Consider the following 22257-nt stretch of genomic DNA (forward strand, 5'->3'; position numbering starts at 1 on the left):
ATACACCGTCACCTCCGGCGGCGTGACCGAGACCGCTACCGTCTCCGTCAACGTCACTCCAGTCAATGACGCTCCGGTCAACACGGTGCCAGGCGCTCAGACCACCAACGAGGACACGCCCAAGGCGATCACCGGCGTGAGCGTGGCCGATGTGGACAGCACCAGCCTGACCACCACCGTCTCCGTGCTGCACGGCACGCTCTCCGTGACCACCGGCGGCGGCGCCACCATTTCCAACAACGGCTCGGGCACCGTCACCCTCTCGGGTACCTCTGCCCAGATCAATGCCGCTCTGGCAGGCCTGACCTATACCAACACGGCCGACTACAACGGCTCTGACACCGTCACCGTCGTCACCAACGATGGCACCCTCACCGATACCGACACCATCGCTGTCACGGTCACTCCCGTGGTGGACATCGCCAACGACACGGTCACGACCAACGAGGACACGCTGGTCAACATCAACGTCAACAGCAACGACAGCTTCGAGAACGCCGGCCACACCATCACCGCCATCAATGGCACCGCCATCGCCGTAGGCGGCTCCGTGGCCGTGGCCAACGGCACCGTCACCCTCAAGGCCGATGGAACGCTGGATTTCACGCCCGCTGCCAACTACAACAACACCTCGCCCACCACCTTCACCTACACCGTCACCTCCGGCGGCGTGACCGAGACCGCTACCGTCTCCGTCAACGTCACTCCAGTCAATGACGCTCCGGTGGCCCGTGATGACAGCGGCGCCGTGACGGAAGACGGCGTCACCACGCTGACCGTCAGTGCAGCCAATGGCGTGATCCTGAGTGGGAACAATGCTGCTAGCAAGGACGCGGATGTGGAGGGTGATACGCTAACTGTTACAGCCATCCGCACTGGCACGGAAGCAGGCACCGGCACAGCAGGAGCAGTGGGTACCGCGCTGGTCGGTACCTACGGAACCCTGACGCTCAATGCCAACGGCAGCTACACCTATGTGCTGAACAACTCCAGCACAGTCGTTCAGAACCTGACCGCCGGCCAGGTGGTGCAGGATGTGTTCACCTACACCATCAGCGACGGCAACGGTGGCACAGACAAGGCGGCACTCACCATCAATGTGACGGGCTCGCAGGATTTGACCGCGCCCACGCCGACCATCACCCCTCTTACTGGTGCGGCCACCGGGCTGAACGGTGAGTACTACGGCTACAACGGCACGGCCGGCGCGGCCACACGCCAGCACAGCGACGACGGCACCGCCACCTTTGGTATTCACAGCGAAGCCGGCAACCTGAACGCCGTGGAAGACCTCTACCAGATCATCAACGGCCGCAACGTGGCCGGCGGCGGCGGCAACATCGTGGGAACCTCCACCACCGCATCCAGCGGCGTGGCCGACGTGTCGTTCAAAGCCCGCAGTCTGGACTACGGCTTCAACCCCACGGTGAATTCCTCGCTTGGCTCCAACCAGGCGGTTGCCGCAGGCGGCACCCTGCTGGCCAAGGACAACAACGCCAACTCCACTACCCGCTCCCTTAGCAACTTCCTGGACCAGGACCTGGGCACAGGCATCGTACAGACCGGCGCACTCAATTCCAACGGCACCTCCGGCTTGGGACAAACTACGGACGTAGCGATCCGTCTCTCCGGAAAGTTCTACACCCAGCCAGGCTCTTACGACTTCCGCGTAACGGCGGACGACGGCTTCAGCTTCCGGGTAGCTGGTCAAACCCTGATCGAATACGACGGCAACCAAGGCCCAACCACCCGTATCTTCAACAATGTGCAACTGGGCAATTTGCAGGGTGGCTTGCAGGATCTTGAATTGCTGTACTGGGAGCAAGGCGGCAATGCACGCCTGCGCATCGAATACAAGTCCAGTAGCTCCGGTACCTGGCAGGTAATGAGCCTGAGCAACACTGCCATGTTCTCCAACGAGAGCGCTCCCACCATCAGCAATGCTGAGATTCAGGACTTGGTCTATGACGGTGGTACCGGGTTGTGGTCGCTGCGCACAGGTGCACGATTGGATGGGGACTCCGGCAACAACACCATCACCGGTGGCGATGGCCGCGACTACCTGACCGGCGGCGATGGCAACGACACCCTCAACGGTGGCGCCGCGGCCGACACACTGGATGGTGGCAATGGCAACGACACCCTCAACGGTGGCGACGGCAATGACCTGCTGATTGGCGGCGCTGGCGCGGACATTCTGGTGGGAGGCCTGGGTGATGACTTCTACCGCCTCTCAGACACCCTGGACACCATCACTGAGGCCGCCAACGGGGGCTATGACACGGTGCAACTCGACAACACCTATGTCACCAACAATGTAGGCACAACCTACACGCTGGGCACCAACCTGGAGAACCTGACCGCATTTGACGGCGCAGCCATCAACCTCACCGGCAACTCCGCAGCTAACCGTATTGAGGGCAACAGCTCGGCCAACATCATCTCCGGCGGCGCCGGCAATGACTACATCATTGGCGGTGGCGGCAACGACACGCTGACCGGCGGCACTGGCTCAGACACATTTGCCTGGAGACTGGCCGACGCCGGCACCGCTGGCGCGCCAGCGATTGATCGCATCACCGACTTCACCTATGGCGGCGGCTACAGCAACATCGACACAGGTGCCGGCGTCGCCACAGGTGGCGGTGACGTGCTGGACCTCCGTGACCTGCTGCAAGGAGAGCGCACAACATCCAGCAACTCTGGCAGCGGCGTGGCTGATGTGGTCATCGACAACCTGCTGAACTACATTGATGTCAATGTCTCTGGCGCTGACACCACCCTGCGAATCAGCAAGACAGGCGGTTTCACCGGTGGCACCTATGCCGCCGGCGCCGAAGACCAGCGTATCGTCCTTGAAGGTGTCAACCTTTACACTGCAACCGGTGTCACGGCTGGCAATGAAGCGCTGCTGCTGCAGACGCTTATCAAGAACGGAACGCTCATCGTCGACTGACCGGCACTGCCGGTCAGAAGATCAGGGCTTGGCTGCCTCGTGCACGCCGGGCCCGGTCGCACCATCGAAACCAAGCATCAACAGGGTTTGCAACTCTGCTGGCGTTGCAACACCCTCCGCCAGCACCTCCAGACCGATGTTGTGCGCAATGCTGCACAGCCCCTTGAGGAAGGTGGCATTGCCGGCGTTGGCATCCACGCCACGCACAAAGCTTGCGTCGACCTTGAGGTAATCGAGTCCCAAATCGTGCAACACGCCGATCTGGCTGAAATGATGTCCAAAGTGCTCCAGCCCCACTCGGCATCCGCGTACCTTCAGGTCGGAACAGAGTGACTTGAAAGCCACCATGTGCTGCAAAGCCCCGGATTCAGAAACCTCCAGCCAGAGGCGGGGCAGCACATCCCGATGCGCATCAAGGAGCGCCAAAAGCCGCGACTGGAACTGCGAATCCTTCAGGGAGCTTCCCGACAAATTGATAGCTAGCCCATCCAGACTCGGTTGGCTACGCAACTCTTTCAGGCCCAACTGAACCGCCGCCAAGTCCAGGGCCGGGGTCAGTTTCAAACGTTCGGCAACAGGAAGAAAACGCCCTGCGGGCAACCAATCCCCTTTTTCATCAAACATCAGTCGCAACGGACATTCGCGGTGCGACAGCGCGCCCTGTGCGTTCACGACAGGGAAGGAAATGAGTCGCACCCAGCCATGCTCCAGCGCCCGCAAAATCATGGTGGCCCACTGGTCGGCCGTACGCGGCAGCTCGTCGGCGGCATCCTGCTGCGCCTCCCGGACGCCATCACTGCGGTCTGCCTCGGCAGCGGCCAACGCCATGTCAACCCGCGCCAACAACTCGCCCACATCTTCGCCCTGAACAAAGTGACCAACGCCGATCCATGCGGCTGCCTCGCCCGCCACAAAGGGTGCAGAAGCTTGGACCAGCGCCTGAAGCACGCCAGTCGCAACCGCCAAACCGGATCGCTCACGCGGCAACAGCACCGCAAAATCGGCCCCGTTGAGGCGCGCCCCAACGCCCTGCGCCACGGTTTTCGCGCATTCTGCGATCACGCCACCAGCACCCTTCAGGAAATCATCCGTCGCAGCCCGCCCCAGACGCCGGTTGATGTCTGCCAAGTGGGCCATGCGGACCAGCATCAGGACACCACCCACTGAATCTTCGGCATCCGCACATTGGCGCAGTCGCGCCATGAAATGGGTGCGGTTGGCCAAGCCCGTCAAAGCATCGAAGTTCGCCTCCTGCCGTACCAACTCCAAGCGTGAAGCCTCTTCTTCAAACATCCCCTTGAGGCGTCCAACCGTTGCATTCATGGCCACCGCCAGTTGCCGTAACTCCGGCACCTCGGGCTCTTCAACCGTGACGAATCTGCGCTGCGTAATGGCCTTGGCCTGCTCGATCACTGTGTTGAGCGGCTTGCGAATCCGGCCCAACACCATGGAGCCAAGCCACCCACCCACCAAACCAGCCAGTCCCAACGCCAGCACCATCTCATACGCACTCTTCCAGAGCGCTCCGTAGGCAAACCGGCTATGGCTCACCAGGGTGACGCTGCCGAACTGCTTCCAGCCACTGCTGATCTGGGCCTGACCGGGGAGTGCGTGAATCGGCAACAGATGGGCAAACCAGTTCGGCGCATCCAGATCCTTCGCATCACTGACCCGCTCGGAGATCAGCTTGCCCGCAGGGTCTGCGATACGGATCAACTCATAGTGACCACTGTCGAAGAGCGACGCAACGACAAGGTCCACCATGACCGGATCGGGATTGCCTTGGCTCAGGGACAAGGCCAAAGCTGTCGCGTTATCCGTATTCTTGATGGACAGCTGCGACTCCAGGTAACCGCGCGCACTGAGCAGGGACGCCAAGAGACTCCCCCCCAGGGCCAGCAACATGCTGACCACAATGGCCAGCCACAACTGACGGTACATCGACATAACAATCTCCTTGTGCCAACGACTATTCAAAACCTTCTGCTTTGGCACGCCGCAGCAAATCTTCCCAACGCGACAGGCGGCCGGTCCCGCCCGCCGCTGCGGACTCCCCGCCTGCAATCCCTGCAAACACGCCGGCACTGTTGAAACTGAACACAGGCACCAGATCTGGCCTGCGCGAAGCGGGGCGGATATCGGGAATCAGGTTGTCCATGATCAGCGGCTCAGCATCGGGTTGGGCGTAGTAGGCCAACACCATATGCGCCTGCGTGGGGGCCCCTTCGGCACTTCCGGTTTTGGCGCGTACGTAAATGAGGCGTAGCTTTTCAGGTGCCACACCCGTCTGCAGCAAAGAGAAGTACTTGGCTATGGCAAAGTCCTCGCAGTCCCCTGCTCCACGTCCTATCGACTCCATGGGCGTGGCCCAGTAGTCGGGCTGGGACCACACCACGGAGTCTTCTGCAAACTGCATCTGCTGATTGAAAAAGCTGTTCACGCGTTTGATGCGATCTGCATCGCTCAGGGCCGAACCGCTCTGTACCAATGCACGCCAAGCCTGAAATTTGGCCACGGGCGCCTGACCCCATCGCTGGGTTAAGTTGGCCAGCAAACGGTCAAAGTCAGCTGCTCCATTCGCGCCGCCGGCCATCACACCCAAGAGCAGCAGGCAGACGACAGCGAGCAGCCCCTTGAGGGACCAGGCTCTTGCCGTGCACCAATGCCAGCGGAACTTCATGGGGTTTGGGACACTCGCGAAAAAAGTCCGGATAACGTGAAATCCATCGCATTTAACCCGTGTTTTCCGCATGGATGCGGGGCTTCAAAGGTGCCCAAAAAAGAAGCTCTGCCCCATAATCAGGAAGCATCCGCCGTGCCGCAGATTAGCATAGCGCATCTATTCAAACACAAGCATGGCACGCTTGGAACCCAAGAAGTTTCTATCCATGACCCGACTGACGACCCTCAGCCAAGCCATCGCGCTCATCGCACTTGCATGGGGCGCACATGCCCAGACCACCACGCCCGCATCTCCGACCACTCTCAAGGAGGCCGTGGAGCGCGCCATCCTGCAAAACCCGGAAGTCAAATATCGCTTCCACAACTTTGAAGCCTCCCAGCAGGAGCTGAAATCCGCAGAAGGTGGTTGGCTGCCCCGCGTGGACCTGGAAGCGGGCACCTCTGCCAACCAGATCAAGACCCCCTCACTCGCCAGTAGCCAGTCGTACAACGCCAACCGCGCCAGCATCCAGCTGCGCCAGACCCTGTTTGATGGTTTTGCCACGCTCAATGACGTACGCCGCCTGAGCCACGCACAGCAGGCCAGCTACTACGAGCTGCAATCCGCCAGCAACCAAACCGGGCTGGAAGCGGCCCGCGCTTACCTGGACGTCATTCGCTACCGCGACCTGGTGGAAATGGCTGCCGACAACCTGCTGACCCACCGCGAAGTCTATGAACGCTTGAACCAAAAGGTCCAGGCTGGCGTGGGCCGGCGTGTCGACTTGGAGCAGGCAGCCGGCCGCATGGCGCTGGCCGAAAGCAACTGGATTACCGAGGTCAGCAACCTGCACGATGTATCCGCCCGCTACCAGCGTCTGGTCGGCAGCGTCCCTGCGGCTAGCCTCCCACCGGCGCCGCCCCTCACCGCCGCCATGCCCCAAGGCATCGAGTTCCTGCGCACGGCTGTCGCCCAGAACCCGGACTTCCTATCCTCGGTGTCCACGCTGCGGGCGTACCGTGCCGACATGAATCTGCGCAAGTCCGCGATGTACCCCACACTGGAGTTGCGGGCGCGCCAGAGCTTCGAGACCAACCAGAGCGGCGTCACCGGTGACTACAACAACTCCACGGTGGAACTGGCCTTGAGCTACAACCTGTTCCGTGGCGGTTCCGACATTGCCCGCATCAAGCAATACGCCTCCAAGCTCAACGTGGCCATGGACTTGCGTGACAAGGCTTGCCGCGATGTCTGGCAAACCGGCCAGATCGCCTACAACGACTCGGTGCGCCTTGGCTCACAGATCAAGCTGCTGCAACAGCACGAACTCTCCACCTCCAAGGCCCGCGTGGCCTACCAGCAGCAATTCGACATTGGCCAACGCTCGCTGCTGGACCTGCTGGATACCGAGAACGAGTACTACCAGGCGCGTCGCGCACTGGCCAACGCCGAGTACGACCTGCAGCTCTCGCATGCACGGGTGCTGGCCTCGTCTGGCTCACTGCTGCAGGCCCTGAAACTGCGTCCGCTGTCGGACGAGCTGCCCGCTACCGCAGGTGGTACCGCTGAGCAGGACGACCTGATGGAATGCAGCGGCAACACCCTACCGTCCATCGAGAAGACCCCCGTGCCGGTGGCAGTCGCCAAGCCTGTCGAGCCCGTGCCTGCACCACTGCCTGTCGTGGCCCCGCCAGCCCCTGTGGCGCCCAAGCCCGACCCGGTCGCACAGGCCTGCGCCCAAGTGCCACAGTCCGTACAGACCTGGATCGCCTCCTGGAACGCCAAGGATGCCACCAGCTACCTGGGCCACTACGCCGACAACTTCATGCCCGCCATGGGCATGAGCCGCAGCGCCTGGGAAAGCCTGCGCAAGAAGCGCATTGGCAAGCAGGGAGACATCCAGGCCGTTCTCAGTGACATCAAGCCACTGGCCTGCGACGCCAAGACCGCCGAAGTCGCCTTCAAGCAGGAGTACGGCTCGGTCGACTACCGCGACAGCGTGGAGAAGACCCTGTCCCTGGTCCGTGTGGGCGACAGCTGGAAAATCGTGCGCGAAACGGTCACCAAGGGCCGTACCTTCTAAAAGAGCACACGCCCATGAAAAAAGCGACCCTCGGGTCGCTTTTTTGTGCTCAGCAAGCCAGCTTTAAAACGGGATGTCGTCATCCATATCGTCAAAACCGCTGGCCGGGCGCGGAGCCGGGGCCTGACGGGGCGCGGGCGCAGCTGCAGCAGGACGCGCTGCCGGGGGCGCGGCGCGGCGCGGCGCTTGCTGGTAGCCACCGCCGTCATCACCGCCGCCATCAGACGGGCCACCCATGCCTTCACGGCCACCCAGCAGCTGCAATTCGGTGGCGATGATGTCCACAGTGTTCTTTTCCACGCCGGACTGGTCGGTGTACTTGCCGTACTTCAAGCGGCCTTCCACGTAGATGGGGCGACCCTTTTTCACGTACTCGCCGGCAATCTCGGCCAGGCGGTCATAAAAGGTCACGCGGTGCCATTCGGTGGTTTCAATGTTCTCGCCGGTATCGCGGTTCTTGCGGCGGCTGCTGGTAGCCACGCTGACGTTGGCCACAGCCTGGCCGGAGGGCAGGTAGCGGATTTCGGGGTCCCGGCCACAGTTGCCGACCAGAATGACTTTATTGACGGATGCCATGGGGTTTCTCCAGATTAGTCGGTGATTATGCCGCCGCGCGGGGCGCCGGGGCCCGCATGGGCCAGGCCACCAGCAGCCAGGCCAGCACGGCCAACGCACTGCCAGCAAATAGGGCCTGGGGCCCCGCGGTCTTGACCAACCAGCCGCCCACCGCCCCGCCGGCAAAGAAGCCCAGAGATTGCAGGGTGTTGTAGACCCCGAGCGCGGCACCGCGTGAGGCAACAGGTGCCACCCGCGAGGCCAGGCTGGGCTGGCTAGCCTCCAGCACATTGAAGCCACAAAAGAAGACAAACAGCAGCAAGCCCAAGGTCCACAAGCCCAAGGCCGCGCCGCTGGCCAGCAGCAGCCCCAGTTGGACCAGTCCGATCAGGCCGATGGCGACCAGGAAGACCGCCCGCAGATAGCCCCGCTTTTCCAGCGGGAACAGTGTGGCACCCATGACAAAGAAAGACGCCAACACCGCTGGCAGGTATATCTGCCAATGCAGGTCGCGGGGCAGCCCGGCCTGCACCAGCAGCGCCGGCAGGGCCACCCACATGGCCAGCTGCACCGCATGCAACACAAAAACACCAAAGTTCAGGCGCAGCAGCGCCGGCAAACGCAGCACCTGCAGCACGCCGCTGCGCGCCTGGTCCACATGGATAGCCGGCTCGGGCGGCACCCACCAGAGCACCACGGCAATCCCGCCCAACGCCAGGGTCGCCGTGACGGCAAACAGGCCATGCAGGCCCAAATGCGCTGCCAGCAGGGGCGAGAGCACCAGTGACACTGCAAACATGAGCCCGATGCTGGCGCCCACCAAGGCCATGGCCTTGGTGCGGACCGTATCGCGCGTCTGGTCCGCCAGCAGGGCCGTCACTGCGGCCGAAATGGCGCCGGCGCCCTGCAGCGCCCGCCCGGCCACCAGCCAATGCAGAGTGGGCGCCCAGGCCGCCACCGCACTGCCTGCGGCAAAAATAAACAGGCCCAGCACCATAACGCGCTTGCGGCCAAACCGGTCCGAGGCCACGCCAAAGGGGATTTGCAGAAACCCCTGGGTGAGGCCATATATGCCCATGGCCAGCCCCACCAGCGCTGGGTCATCGCCACCGGGGTATTTGCGGGCTTCCAGCGCAAAAACGGGCAGCACCAGGAACAGGCCCAGCATGCGGAGGGCAAAAATCAGGGCCAGGGAGGCGCTGGAGCGACGCTCTTGCGGCGTCATCGTCGAATCGGGGGCGGCAGCGGTGGGCAAATCGGGGACTCACGGTCAGAAAGGCGGTGCCAACCCAGACTGGGCAACACCATCCGACATTGTCTATCATGGCGGGTTACTCCTTTGGCGGCCACGACTTTGAACTCTCCTACCGACGACGGCACCTCCCAAGGCACTTACCTGGCCCGGGCCCTGCAGCAGCAAAACATCAGTGTGCGGGGTGCGCGCACCCACAATCTCAAGAACATTGACCTGGACATCCCGCGCAACCAGCTAGTGGTGATCACGGGCTTGTCGGGTTCCGGCAAGTCCAGTCTGGCGTTTGACACGCTGTACGCGGAGGGGCAGCGCCGCTATGTGGAAAGCCTCTCCACCTACGCACGCCAGTTCCTGCAGCTCATGGACAAGCCCGACGTGGACATGATCGAGGGCCTGTCGCCCGCGATTTCCATCGAACAGAAGGCCACCAGCCACAACCCGCGCTCCACCGTGGGCACCGTCACGGAGATTCACGACTACCTGCGCCTGTTGTTCGCTCGCGCCGGCACCCCCTACTGCCCCGACCACGGCCTGCCGCTGCAAAGCCAGACGGTCAGCCAGATGGTGGACGCCGTGCTGGCCCTGCCCGAAGACACGCGCCTGATGATCCTGGCGCCGCTGGCGCGCGAGAAGAAGGGCGAGTTTCTGGAGGTGTTTGCCGACATGCAGGCCCAGGGCTATGTGCGCTTCCGCATCAATGGCGAGGCGTTTGAGGCCGACAACCTGCCCAAGCTCAAGAAAACCGAGAAGCACGACATCGACGTGGTGGTGGACCGCATCAAGGTGCGCGAAGACATGAAGCAACGCCTGGCCGAGAGCTTCGAGGCCGCCCTGCGCCTAGCCAACGGCCGTGCCATCGCATTGGAGATGGATGCCCCTCGCGCCAGTGACAACTCCGAAATTGATAGCACCTCGCGCACTATCGACGGGGGCCAGAAGCCAAAAGAGCACTTGTTCAACGCCAAATTCGCCTGCCCGGTCTGCAATTACTCCATCGCCGAGCTGGAGCCGCGTCTGTTCTCCTTCAACTCGCCCGTGGGCGCCTGCCCCACGTGCGACGGACTGGGCAACCACGAGTTCTTCGACCCCGCGCGCGTGGTCGCTTTCCCCACCTTGAGCCTGGCCAGCGGCGCCATCAAGGGCTGGGACCGGCGCAACGGCTACTACTTCAGCATGCTGGAAAGCCTGGCCAAGCACTACAAGTTCGACATTGACGCCGCGTTTGAAAGCCTGCCCGAGGCGGTGCAACAGGCCATCCTGCACGGTTCGGGCGAGGAAGAGATCAAGTTCAACTATGTGATCGACTCCGGCGCGCAGCAGGGCAAGAAGATCAGCAAGAAGCACCCCTTCGAGGGCATCATCCCCAATATGCAGCGCCGCTACCGCGAGACGGATTCGGCCCTGGTGCGCGAAGACCTGGGCCGCCTGCGCAGCACCCAGCCATGCCCGGACTGCAACGGATCCCGTCTGCGCAAGGAAGCGCGCCATGTGAAAGTGGGCGAAGGCAACCAGGCACGTGCCATCTACGAGATCAGCCACGTCACCCTGCGCGAGAGTTTTGACTACTTCAGCAGCCTGCAGCTCAGCGGCGCGCGCGGCGAAATTGCTTCCAAGGTAATCCGCGAGATTGGCCTGCGCCTGAAGTTCCTCAACGACGTGGGCCTGAACTACCTGAGCCTGGACCGCAGCGCCGAGACGCTGAGTGGCGGCGAAAGCCAGCGCATCCGCCTAGCATCGCAAATCGGCTCCGGCCTGACCGGCGTGATGTATGTGCTGGACGAGCCCAGTATTGGCCTGCACCAGCGCGACAACGACCGGCTGATTGGCACGCTGCAACACCTGCGCGACATTGGCAATAGCGTGCTGGTGGTGGAGCATGACGAAGACATGATGCGCGCCGCTGACCATGTGATCGACATGGGCCTGGGCGCGGGCGTGCATGGTGGGCGTGTGATCGCCCAGGGCACCTTTGACGAGGTGAAGGCGAACACCGCATCGCTGACCGGCCAGTACCTGGCCAAGACGCTGCAGATTGAAGTACCCAAGCGCCGCACGCCCTGGCTACCCGTGGTGGCCGAGGCCAAACCCGTGGCCAAGGCCGCGGGCGGCAAAGGTGCGCCCAGCAAGGCCGCGCTGGCCTGGGCCGAGCGGCAGGCCCACCACATTGCCACCCAGGGCAACATGCAGGCCATCCGCATCACCGGGGCCAGCGGCCACAACCTCAAGAATGTGAACGCTGATTTCCCGGTGGGCCTGCTGACCTGCGTGACCGGCGTGTCGGGCTCTGGCAAGAGCACGCTGGTGAATGACACGCTGTACGCCGCCGTGGCGCGCCAGCTCTACCGCGCGCACGACGAGCCCGCCGCGCACGAGAGCATCGACGGCATCCAGTACTTCGACAAGGTCATCAACGTCGACCAATCGCCCATCGGCCGCACGCCGCGCAGCAACCCCGCCACCTACACCGGCCTGTTCACGCCGATCCGCGAACTCATGGCCGAGGTGCCCACCGCGCGCGAACGCGGCTACGGCCCGGGCCGCTTCAGCTTCAACGTGGCCGGCGGCCGCTGCGAGGCTTGCCAGGGCGACGGCATGGTGAAGGTGGAGATGCACTTTCTGCCCGACGTGTACGTGCCTTGCGACGTGTGCGCCGGCATGCGCTACAACCGCGAAACGCTGGAGGTGCTCTACAAGGGCAAGAACATCGCGCAGATTCTGGACATGACGGTGGAAGCCGCCTACGAGTTCCTGCAGGCCGTGCCCACTATCGCCCGCAAGTTGCAGACGCTGCTGGACGTGGGCCTGTCCTACATCCGCCTGGGCCAGGCGGCCACCACGCTGTCGGGCGGCGAGGCGCAGCGCGTGAAGCTGGCGCTGGAACTCAGCAAACGCGACACCGGCCGCACGCTCTACATCCTGGACGAGCCGACCACCGGCCTGCACTTTGCCGACATTGCGCTGTTGCTCAAAGTGCTGCACCAGCTGCGCGACGCGGGCAACACCATCGTCATCATCGAGCACAACCTGGACGTCATCAAGACCGCCGACTGGCTGATCGACATCGGCCCTGAGGGAGGCGCGGGTGGAGGGACAGTGGTGGGCGTGGGCACGCCGGAGGACATTGCCGCCAATCCGGCCAGCCACACCGGGCGGTATTTGAAGCCGCTGCTAGCCTGAGACGGTCCGCGCTTTGCGCAAGCCTGCATCGGCCAGGGCCTGACAGCCCGCCTGGAATAGCTGGATCACCAGCACGGCTGCCAGTACCCAAACGGGCACCGTTGCATGCGCGGGAACCTCAGATACCGCCATGGCGGCCTCCAGCGACAACCCAGCCAGCATGGCCAGATAGACATACTGTGCGCCACGCTGCGCCACCATGCGGAACAGCAGCACAGGCAAGCACAGCAGCAGCAGAACCGCCCAGACGACCAACACCAGCTTGATGCCGAGGAACAGAAAAGGCACACGAACCAGAAAGCGCAGTTTGAGCCCTTCTTCATAAACCAACTCAAAGACCGGACCAAACCGGCTCAACACCACGTGGGCCGCCAGTGTCCAACCGAAGGCTAGGCTGATGATCATGGGCTCGGTGAGGCTGGGCCGCAAACCGTCCAGCCCAAACGCGAGGATGCAGCACACGGGCAAGAACTGCTTGCGCCAAGGATTGGCCTCCGTGCGGACGACGGCCCAGATCAGTCCGTATAGCAGCAACAGCCAAAACGACAGGTTTCCGCTAGCCATGCGACCCGACAGCCACTGGAAGCGGCCATCGAGATACGCCGCGAGGACCACGACCAGCGGAATCACAGCCAGAACATCCGTGCGCCAAGCACGCGCGGCCCACCATCTCCGCAGGCTGTCGCTCCAAGCATAGAAATATTCCGCGACCAGATAGAGATAGTTATAGATGCTGAGCGAGACGAGCAAGACCAAGCCAGGCCTTGCGATCTCCGTCCCAGGCCGTTGGAACAGACTCAGATCGCGCACCACGAACACCGCCGCCAGCAGCAAAGCGGCAAGCAGCCCGAACTGCAACATGCCCCCCAAGGACAGCAATCCTACTGCCGCACGGGCCGACGGCGCGGGCAGGCCCAGCGCCTCCAGCCGGGCCGTAGGCACCTTCAGGGCCTCCTGGCGCGTCATCGGGTCCGGCAGAAGCGCCAGCAGGCGGGCTATCAGCCTGCGCTTGCCGTCCCAGAGCCTTGCCAGCGCCATGGGCCAGAGATCGGCGGGCTCCGCATGGCCACGCAAGGCCGCGTAGACGTGGGCCTGATGCAGCTTGTCCTGCAATGGCACAGCCAACCCCGGCCCGAGCTGCTGGCTCGCGCGGTAGTCCAGTCCCCATTGGAAATGCTGGGTCAGTGCGACCAATACCGGCACGGGTACATCGTTGTGTTCCAGCACAAAGCCCGCAAAGCCATGACTGGCCTCAAACTGGGCCGCAATCGGCAAATCTTCGAGCTGCTTCTGCAGGCCAGGCCACATACGCACCAGATGCTGGGCGCCCCCTTGCTCCAGAATCGCTGCGCAGGTCTGCAGCAAGCGCTCCACCGTAGGGCCCTGTGCCAGACCCGGGGACTCTGGCGCCTCCTCTTCGGGCATAGGCACCATCGGTACGGTCGAGTCCACAGGTGGCGGTTCCTCATGTCCGCCCTCTGGCGCTGCTTCCTGCAGCTCGGCTTCCAAAGCGCCATTGGCAACAAAGGGCGCCCACTGCTGCGCCGCCTCATACGCCTCCCGCAGCTGCTGGTAGGCCGCCGCATCGTCATCCGGCCGCGTGACCTTGAGCTTGATGGAGTAGGCCTTCTTGATGGCCCGGATGTCGTTGGTGGGTTCTATGCCCAGCGTGTCCCAGGGCGTCATCAGAAGACGAAGCCCTTGTCCAGGTTGTCCAGCGCGGCGCGGAACTCCTCGCGCGCACGGGCCACTTCCTTGGCGTCCTGCGTGTCCAGCGACATCTCGAACTGCGCAATCCAGCGCTGCAGCCACTGACGCTGCTCGCCCAGACGGTCTTCGTACAGGCGCTTGGCACGCTCCAGCAGGTAGATGTTTTCCTGCTGGTCGCGCGGGTGCTGCTTGAGCGCCTGCAGGCGCTTCAAGGCCTGCGCAATATCGTCCGCGCTCATGCTGGCACCGGCGGGCTGGATGATCGTGGACGCCACGAGTTGCTGCCGCTCATCCTTCACTTCCACTTCCAGCATGCCGTTGGCGTCGTAGGAGATGCGCACGTTCACACTCACCTGGCCTGCCGGCTTGGGCGGCACATCTATCTCCAGCGTGCCCAGCGCCATGTTCTCACTGCCTATGGGTGACTCACCCTGCCGGATGTCGAAGAGGATTTGTGTCTGGTTGTCGGCAACCGTGTTGTAGCTTTGCACCCGCGACACCGGTACCGGCGTGTTGCGCTCAATGATGGGCGAGAAGCGGTCGGCAAAGCGCCGGCCATTGATCACCTCGCTGGCAATCACGCCCAGCGAATAGGGCATCACATCGGTGAGCACAACCTCCTCCAGTGCTGCATCGCGCGCCTTCAGCGCCGCCTGGATGGCTGCGCCCCGGGCAATCGTTTCGTCCGGGTTGATGGTGCGCAGCGGCAGGCGCTGGAACAGCTTGGTCACGGTCTGACGCACCAGCGGCATGCGCGAGGCACCGCCCACCAGCACCACCTCCGAGAGTTCGTTGGGCGCCAGACGCGCATCGCCCAGCGCGCGCTCTATGGGGCGGCGCAGGCGCTTGATGAGGTCCTCGCACGCTGTCTCAAACTCGGATCGCTGCACCGTGTGGGTGAACACCTGTTCCTTCCACTGCAGGCGCATCTCGGCGTTTTCCGCATCCGTCAGGTCACGCTTGGCCTGCTCCGCCGAGCGCCACAACGCCTTGGTAGCGACGATCTGCTCGCGCTCCTGTGCGGAAAGCTCAGTACACCGGGCCAGAAACAGCGCCTCCAGTGCCGAAACAAAGTCCTCGCCGCCCAGGCGCGTGTCGCCAGCGCTGGAGCGCACTTCCACCACACCATCAAAGTACTCCAGCACCGACACATCAAAAGTGCCACCGCCCAGATCGAACACCAGAAAGGTGCTGTGGTCCTGCCGCTCCTGCAGGCCGTAGGCCAAGCCCGCTGCCGTGGGCTCGTTCAGCAGGCGCTCCACCTTGAGGCCCGCCAGCTCAGCCGCATGCTTGGTGGCGCGGCGCTGCACGTCGTTGAAGTAGGCCGGCACCGTGACCACGGCCTCCAGCACCTCGGTGCCCAAGTAAGCCTCGGCATCCGCCTTGAGTGACTTGAGCACCATGGCGGACAACTCTTCGGCGCGATAGTCTTTGTTGCCCAGCCGAGTCAGCTTGTCGGTGCCCATCCAGCGCTTGAAAGTCACCGCCGTTTGCTGCGGGTGGCTGGCCAGACGCTCCCGCGCGGCCAGTCCCACCAGCAGCGTGCCATCGTCGCCCAGGCTCACCGCGCTGGGCGTGAGCACATGCCCATGGGCATTGGGTATCAGATGGGCCTGCCCGTCGCGGAATACCGCAACCAGGCTGTTGGTCGTTCCAAGGTCGATGCCTACGTACATGGTGGTTCTTCTGGTGCATGCGGGCGGCAAGCCGCCCCAAAGGCCGTGGTGGGGCCGAAACCTGCAGGCCCTTCCTCCCAGAGGAGTCTGCAGGCGGATCTGCAGCCATCATACGGCGGCACCGCCGCATTGCGCTGCGCAGATCAGGTTATGAATCAAATGGGCACCCAGCCCCTATGGAATGTGCGCAATCAGCTATCAAAAGAGTAGCAATTTTCGCCACGCAGGCAGAGGCACTCAGGCCGCGAGCTTGCGGTACAGCGTCTGCCGGCTAATCCCCAGGGTGCGGGCGGCCTGGGAGACGTTGCCATGGGCCGCCTGCAGGGCCTGCTGGATGGCGGCCTGGGACAGGGCGTGCAGGCTTTGCGGCTCCGGCGACAGCAATGCATACGCCGGTGCGGCAACTTCTGCTGACACCTGCAGAGCCTCTAACAAGTCGTCCGGCAAATGGGGCCAATCCAGCACCGTCTCGCCATCGCCCAACAGGGCGCAGGCGGTGCGCAGCGCGCTAGAGAGCTGGCGCAGGTTGCCGGGCCAGGCGTAGGTGCTCAGCCGCGCCATCAGCTCCGGCGCCAATTGCACCTCGCGTTCCGGGCTCAGCTCGGCCAGCAGGCGCTCGGTCAGGGCGCAGAAGTCGCTGCGCTCGCGCAGCGCGGGCAGCTGCACGGTCAGGCCGTTGATGCGGTAGTACAGGTCCTGCCGGAACTGCCCCTGCGCTGCAGCCTCGGCCAGCTTGCTGTGGGTGGCGCAGACCAGCGCAAAGTCCACCGCCACCGCCTTGCCCGCACCCACAGGGGTGACAGTGCGTTCCTGCAGCACGCGCAGCAAGCGGGTCTGCAGCGCCAGCGGCATGTCACCGATCTCGTCGAGGAACAGGGTGCCGCCCTCGGCCTCACGCAGGCGGCCCAGGCTGCCTTCCTTGCGCGCGCCGGTGAAGGCGCCGGCCACATAGCCAAACAGCTCGGACTCGATCAGGCTCTCGGGAATGGCGCCGCAGTTGATGGCCACAAAGGGGCCTTCGCGGCGCGGGCCGCTGGCGTGCAGGGCGCGCGCAAACAGCTCCTTGCCCACGCCGGACTCGCCCTGCAGCAGCACGGGGATGGGCTTGCCCAGCACGCGGCGCGCCTTGTCAGCGGCAGTGCGCCAGCGGGCGTCGCCCGTGTCCAGCGCCGACAGCGCGTCCTGCGCAGCGGTGGCTGCACGGGTGGGTGCGGCGGGGGCAATGGTCCAGCCGACCTGCTCCTGCTGCAGTTGGGCGTACAGCACGGCACCATTGGGCAGGCGCAGGGTGTGGGTCTGCTGCGGGCGGCGCTGGTGGCGTGCCAGCAGCGCGTCCAGCCGCACGTCCAGCACGCGCTCCAGCAGCGTGGCGCCAATGTCGCCCGGGTTCAGGCGCAGCAGGGCCAGCCCCACGCGGTTGGCGCCAACGATCCAGCCATCGTCCGACAGCGCAACGATGCCCTCGGCCATGCTACCCACGCCTTCGGGCTGGGTGTGCAGGTGCAGGCGGATGTTGCGCTTGCAGGTGGCCAGCAACAGGCGGTTCTCGATCATGCGGGCCGCAGTGCTGGCCAGGCCCAGGGTGTGGCCATGGCCGTTGCGCTGGTCGCCCGAAATGTCCAGAATGCCCAGCAGCTCGCCGGTGGCGGAGAAGATGGGTGAAGCCGCGCAGTTGAGGAAACCGTTGCGCTCCAAAAAGTGTTCGCCGCCATGGATCTCCACCGCGCCGCGCTCCACGATGGCGGTGCCGATGGCGTTGGTGCCACGGTGCGTCTCGTGCCAGGAGGCGCCGCGGCTCAGCGCCACACGCCCGGCCTTGTCCACAAAATTCGGATCGCCCAGCGTGTGCATGAGCATGCCGCGCTGGTCCGCCAGCACCACCACGCTCTGGCTGTGGCGCACCTGCTCGAACACATAGTCCATCACCGGGCGCGAATGCGCCAGCAGCACATGGTTGCTGGCCAGGGTCTGGCGCAGCAGGCCCTGGTCGTCATGGTCGGTGGCGGCCCGGCCCGTGGGCGCCAGGCCTGCGGCTACGCTGCGGTGCCAGGAGCGCGCCAGGCGTTCGTCCACGCCAGCGGGGAACTCGCCGGTATCCAGCAGGTATTGGCGGGCTTGCCGCAGGGCCAGCACGGGGGAAGTCTGTCGCACCTTGTCTCCTCTGCGGGGTCGTGGCGCCCCGCTGTGGGCACAGTATGGGCAGCCGCCCCGGCCAAGGCAATTGCCACGCGCAGGCGGCGTGTCCAACTGTTCCATTTTGTGACAGCTGTCACTGTGGCGCATCGTGACAGGCTTGGCTTGCGGACAGCTTGCACGGGGGTGCTGCGCTGCAACAAGTCCAATGAAATCAAGGCCCTGCGAAAAGCAGGCATCTGGCACGCCTCTTGAGACAAGGCTTGCACCCGCCAATACGGCGAGGCAACAGCAACCACAAGAGGACGACAACCATGACCGTTTACGCAGCCCCCGGCGCCGCAGGTGCCAAGATCAGCTACAAGCCCAAGTACGACAACTTCATTGGCGGCAAGTTTGTTGCGCCCGTGAAAGGCCAGTACTTTGACGTCATCACCCCGGTCAGCGGCAAGGTCTACACCCAGGCTGCGCGCTCCACCGCAGAAGACATCGAGTTGGCGCTGGACGCCGCCCACGCTGCCGCCGACAGCTGGGGCAAGACGGATGCCGCCACGCGCGCCAACATCCTGCTCAAAATTGCCGACCGCATCGAGCAGAACCTGGAGCTGCTGGCCTACGCCGAAACCGTGGACAACGGCAAGGCCATCCGCGAAACGCTGAACGCCGACGTCCCGCTCACCGTGGATCACTTTCGCTACTTCGCCGGCTGCCTGCGCGCACAGGAAGGCGGCATCAGCGAGATCGACGAGAACACCATGGCGTACCACATCCACGAACCGCTGGGCGTGGTGGGCCAAATCATTCCCTGGAACTTCCCCATCCTCATGGCCGCGTGGAAACTGGCGCCCGCGCTAGGCGCCGGCAATGCCGTAGTGCTCAAGCCCGCCGAGAGCACGCCCATCTCCATCCTCATCCTGGCCGAACTGATCGCCGACCTGCTGCCACCCGGCGTGCTCAACATCGTCAACGGCTACGGCCGCGAAGCCGGCATGCCGCTGGCGACTTCCAAGCGTATTGCCAAGATCGCCTTCACCGGCTCCACCACCACCGGCCGCGTGATTGCCCAGGCCGCCGCCAACAACCTGATTCCCGCCACGCTGGAACTGGGCGGCAAGAGCCCCAACATCTTCTTTGCCGACATCATGGACAAGGACGATGCCTTTCTGGACAAGGCCATCGAAGGTCTGGTGCTGTTCGCCTTCAACCAGGGCGAGGTCTGCACCTGCCCCAGCCGCGCGCTGATCCAAGAGAGCATCTACGACAAGTTCATGTCCCGCGTCCTGAAACGCGTGGCCGCCATCAAGCACGCCAACCCGCTGGACACCGACAGCATGATGGGCGCGCAGGCCAGCAAGGAGCAGCTGACCAAGATTTTGAGCTACCTGGACCTCGGCAAGCAGGAAGGTGCGGAAGTGCTGGCCGGTGGCGCGCAGGCCCATCTGGGCGGCGATCTGGAGGGCGGCTACTACGTGCAACCCACGCTGTTCAAGGGCCACAACAAGATGCGCATCTTCCAGGAAGAAATCTTCGGCCCCGTGCTGGCCGTGACGACCTTCAAGGACGAGGCCGAAGCCCTGGCGATTGCCAACGACACGCTCTACGGCCTGGGCGCCGGCGTGTGGAGCCGCAATGGCAATGTCGCCTACCGCATGGGCCGCGCCATCAAGGCGGGCCGTGTGTGGACCAATTGCTACCACGCCTACCCGGCGCACGCAGCGTTTGGCGGCTACAAGGAATCGGGCATTGGCCGCGAGACGCACAAGATGATGCTGGACCACTACCAGCAGACCAAGAACTTGCTGGTGTCTTACTCGGAGAACAAGCTGGGGTTCTTCTAAGCCGGGGCCACGTCGCGTTACATCGCGCCGAGCCGCGCGGCAGCGGGCTGGGACCTCCCCCCTCATACTGGAGTACCAGAAATCGGGGGGGGACGCCCCAGCCCGCTACCGCGCTAGCACCGTGGAGTACCAACCATCCAACGCGGTGACCCGACAGGGCGGCCGCCGATTTCTGGTACCCCAGCATGAGGTGGACGCCCTGTCGGGTTGCTGCGTTGCGAGCGCCAACACCACAAGGTCAGCAGTCCTTCCTATAAGGAGACAACACCATGGTCGACAAAGTCATCGCCACCCCCGCCGCCCTGGAACTGGTGGCCTTCCTCAAAACCAAACATGGCCCCGAGCTCATGTTCCACCAAAGCGGTGGCTGCTGCGACAACAGCGCAGCCAATTGCTACCTGCCCGGCGAGATCACCATGGGTGCGGGCGATGTGTATCTGGGCGACATAGGCGGCTGCCCCTTCTACATCGGCATCGCCCAGTACGAATACTGGAAACACACGCAACTCATCATCGACGTCATCGAAGGCCACGGCGGCACCTTCTCCCTCGAAGGACCCGAGGGCAAAGCGTTTCACACGCGGTCCCGCGTCTTCACCGACGCAGAACTGGCTGAACTCGGCATTGCCAAACCGGCAGCAGCGTGATTACAAGCTAAACAGGCCTTTAGCTCGCATGGAAAATTCGCGAACAGCTATCAAAACAGTAGCACTCACTGCATGAAGCCCAGATCCCAGGGATAGTCTGCACGGCCCGCTGCCGTGCCGAAGTTGTTGATGTTGGGCAGGATACCGGGCATCTCCGCATCCGTCACGCCAAACCACTTGGCCAACGTGGCCGCGTACTGGTCCACCGAGGTGCGGGGCAGCAGCCGGCCCTGGCCCACATGCCAGGCGTTCTCGGGCAGGTAGTTGCCGCCGCCGTCCTTCACGTCGCTCACGCTCACCGGCGGTGCCACGCCGTAAAAGGCCTTGCCATTCACCGCTCCGCCCACCACCAGATGGTGGCTGCCCCAGCCATGGTCGGATCCATCACCGTTGGAGGCCAGCGTGCGGCCAAAGTCGGAGGCAGTGAAGGTGGTGACCTGGTTCTCCACGCCCAGCTCCACCGTGGCGTTGTAGAACGCCGTCATCGCGCTGCTGAGCCGGTCCATCAGCACCGGCTGCTGGGCCACCAGGTTGTCGTGCAGGTCAAAACCACCTAGTGATACAAAAAACACCTGGCGCCGCGCGCCCAGGTTGCTGCGCCCCTTGATCAGGCGCGCCACCATCTTGAGTTGGGTGCTCAGGCCGTCCGTGGCAAACACGGTTGTGGGCGGCGTGAGCGCCAGTGCGTTCGTAACCGAGGCCTCCGCCGTAAGTGCCCGGGCGGTGACGGTGTTGTATTCGTTCTCCAGCTTGTGGGTACGGGCCTGGCGGATCAGGCTGTCGATGGTGCTGCGCACCAGCGAAGAGCCGTAGACCGAGGCATCCGTCGCCGGGCGGATCTTGATGGCACCTGCGGTGCTGACCTGGTACTGCAAGGCCGTGTCACCGGACAGGAACACCGCGTTGCCCGCCACCGACATGCAGGTGAACAGGGAGTTGCTGTTGAGGCTGTTCTGCAGCGCCACGTCGCCCAGGTTGCCGCCCCACCCCACGGTGGAGCCTTCGGGCGAAGACGACTGCCACAGTGACTGCTGGTCGTTGTGGGAGAAGAGTTGCGGCGGACGCGGGTAGAGCGTGCGGTTGGTACTGTTGTACTGGGCGCGCGTGAGCGGCACCACCAGCGGCCCCACATTCAGCTGCACGGCCGCCTTGCCGGTGTTGAACAGATTGGCCAAGCCGGTCATGGAGGGGTGCAGCGCATATTCGCGCGTGGTGGCAACCAGCGTGTCCACCGGCGGCGTGGTAGGCAGCAGGCGCGTGGGTGTGAGCGCGGCCTTCGCCAGCGCGATGCCGCCGGCCGTCTGGCCTGCGCCGCCGCCACGTATCGTGTTGTAAAGGTTGTAGCTGGGGTCGTCGTAGGTGATGACGGTGTTGGCGTAGTCGTTGCCGCCGAACAGGAAGACACAGACCAGGGCCTTGTAGTCGCCCGCGGTCGCGTTGAAGGCCGCGGCCTCGCCCATGGCCGCCAGGTTGAGCGCAAAGGGCAGCGCCGTACCGGTCAGGGCCAGTTGGCCACTGCGGCGCAGGAAGGCACGGCGATCAAGGTGGGGGGCAGACATGGCGAT

Annotated in this window: 13 protein-coding genes; 5 read left to right on the plus strand and 8 right to left on the minus strand. The window is 63.9% G+C overall.

Annotated features, from left to right (window positions below; all coding sequences use genetic code 11):
* The coding region (locus AC1RNN_RS08805) for a beta strand repeat-containing protein (RefSeq protein WP_493090923.1) at nt 1–2956 on the plus strand (2956 nt) is incomplete at its 5' end.
* 21 nt (nt 2957–2977) lie between these two features.
* Here the strand turns inward: AC1RNN_RS08805 and AC1RNN_RS08810 are convergent.
* Nucleotides 2978–4903 (minus strand): EAL domain-containing protein, encoded by a 1926-nt coding sequence (locus AC1RNN_RS08810; RefSeq protein ID WP_493090921.1) that lies wholly within the window; start codon nt 4901–4903, stop codon nt 2978–2980.
* Between the two features lie 22 nt (nt 4904–4925).
* On the minus strand, nt 4926–5636 hold the full coding sequence (locus AC1RNN_RS08815; protein ID WP_493090919.1) for a transglutaminase-like cysteine peptidase: 711 nt from the start codon (nt 5634–5636) through the stop codon (nt 4926–4928).
* 175 nt (nt 5637–5811) lie between these two features.
* Here AC1RNN_RS08815 and AC1RNN_RS08820 point away from each other — a divergent pair, with 175 nt between their 5' ends.
* Nucleotides 5812–7701: a TolC family outer membrane protein gene (locus AC1RNN_RS08820; RefSeq protein WP_493090918.1), complete on the plus strand. Its 1890-nt coding sequence runs from the start codon at nt 5812–5814 to the stop codon at nt 7699–7701.
* Nucleotides 7702–7764: 63 nt separating this feature from the next.
* Here AC1RNN_RS08820 and ssb read toward each other — a convergent pair whose 3' ends face one another.
* Complete coding sequence (gene ssb, locus AC1RNN_RS08825) at nt 7765–8277, minus strand: single-stranded DNA-binding protein (RefSeq protein WP_493090917.1); 513 nt, start codon at nt 8275–8277, stop codon at nt 7765–7767.
* A gap of 25 nt (nt 8278–8302) precedes the next feature.
* Complete coding sequence (locus tag AC1RNN_RS08830) at nt 8303–9481, minus strand: MFS transporter (protein ID WP_493091071.1); 1179 nt, start codon at nt 9479–9481, stop codon at nt 8303–8305.
* A gap of 129 nt (nt 9482–9610) precedes the next feature.
* Here AC1RNN_RS08830 and uvrA point away from each other — a divergent pair, with 129 nt between their 5' ends.
* The gene (gene uvrA, locus AC1RNN_RS08835) at nt 9611–12688 is read left to right on the plus strand and encodes an excinuclease ABC subunit UvrA (RefSeq protein WP_493090916.1); all 3078 of its coding nucleotides are present in this window, start codon (nt 9611–9613) and stop codon (nt 12686–12688) included.
* Here uvrA and AC1RNN_RS08840 read toward each other — a convergent pair.
* From AC1RNN_RS08840 to AC1RNN_RS08850, 3 genes are all read right to left on the minus strand, one after another.
* Complete coding sequence (locus tag AC1RNN_RS08840; RefSeq protein ID WP_493090915.1) at nt 12680–14374, minus strand: hypothetical protein; 1695 nt, start codon at nt 14372–14374, stop codon at nt 12680–12682. The two genes, uvrA and AC1RNN_RS08840, sit on opposite strands and share 9 nt — an antisense overlap.
* Nucleotides 14374–16074, minus strand: coding sequence for an Hsp70 family protein (locus AC1RNN_RS08845; protein WP_493090914.1), 1701 nt, complete (start codon nt 16072–16074; stop codon nt 14374–14376). The genes AC1RNN_RS08840 and AC1RNN_RS08845 overlap by 1 nt, the downstream gene beginning before the upstream one ends.
* 237 nt (nt 16075–16311) lie before the next feature.
* Nucleotides 16312–18225 (minus strand): sigma-54-dependent Fis family transcriptional regulator, encoded by a 1914-nt coding sequence (locus AC1RNN_RS08850; protein ID WP_493090913.1) that lies wholly within the window; start codon nt 18223–18225, stop codon nt 16312–16314.
* A 296-nt stretch (nt 18226–18521) separates the two neighbouring features.
* On the opposite strand from AC1RNN_RS08850, the gene exaC reads away from it, so the two are divergent.
* Nucleotides 18522–20045, plus strand: a complete 1524-nt coding sequence (exaC, locus tag AC1RNN_RS08855; RefSeq protein ID WP_493090912.1) for an acetaldehyde dehydrogenase ExaC — start codon at nt 18522–18524, stop codon at nt 20043–20045.
* 269 nt (nt 20046–20314) lie between these two features.
* Nucleotides 20315–20692 (plus strand): DUF779 domain-containing protein, encoded by a 378-nt coding sequence (locus tag AC1RNN_RS08860; protein ID WP_493090911.1) that lies wholly within the window; start codon nt 20315–20317, stop codon nt 20690–20692.
* Nucleotides 20693–20757: 65 nt separating this feature from the next.
* Here AC1RNN_RS08860 and AC1RNN_RS08865 read toward each other — a convergent pair whose 3' ends face one another.
* The gene (locus AC1RNN_RS08865) at nt 20758–22251 is read right to left on the minus strand and encodes a DUF1501 domain-containing protein (RefSeq protein WP_493090910.1); all 1494 of its coding nucleotides are present in this window, start codon (nt 22249–22251) and stop codon (nt 20758–20760) included.
* Nucleotides 22252–22257: the final 6 nt, after the last annotated feature.

It is taken from the genome of Rhodoferax sp. GW822-FHT02D07 (assembly GCF_058802405.1).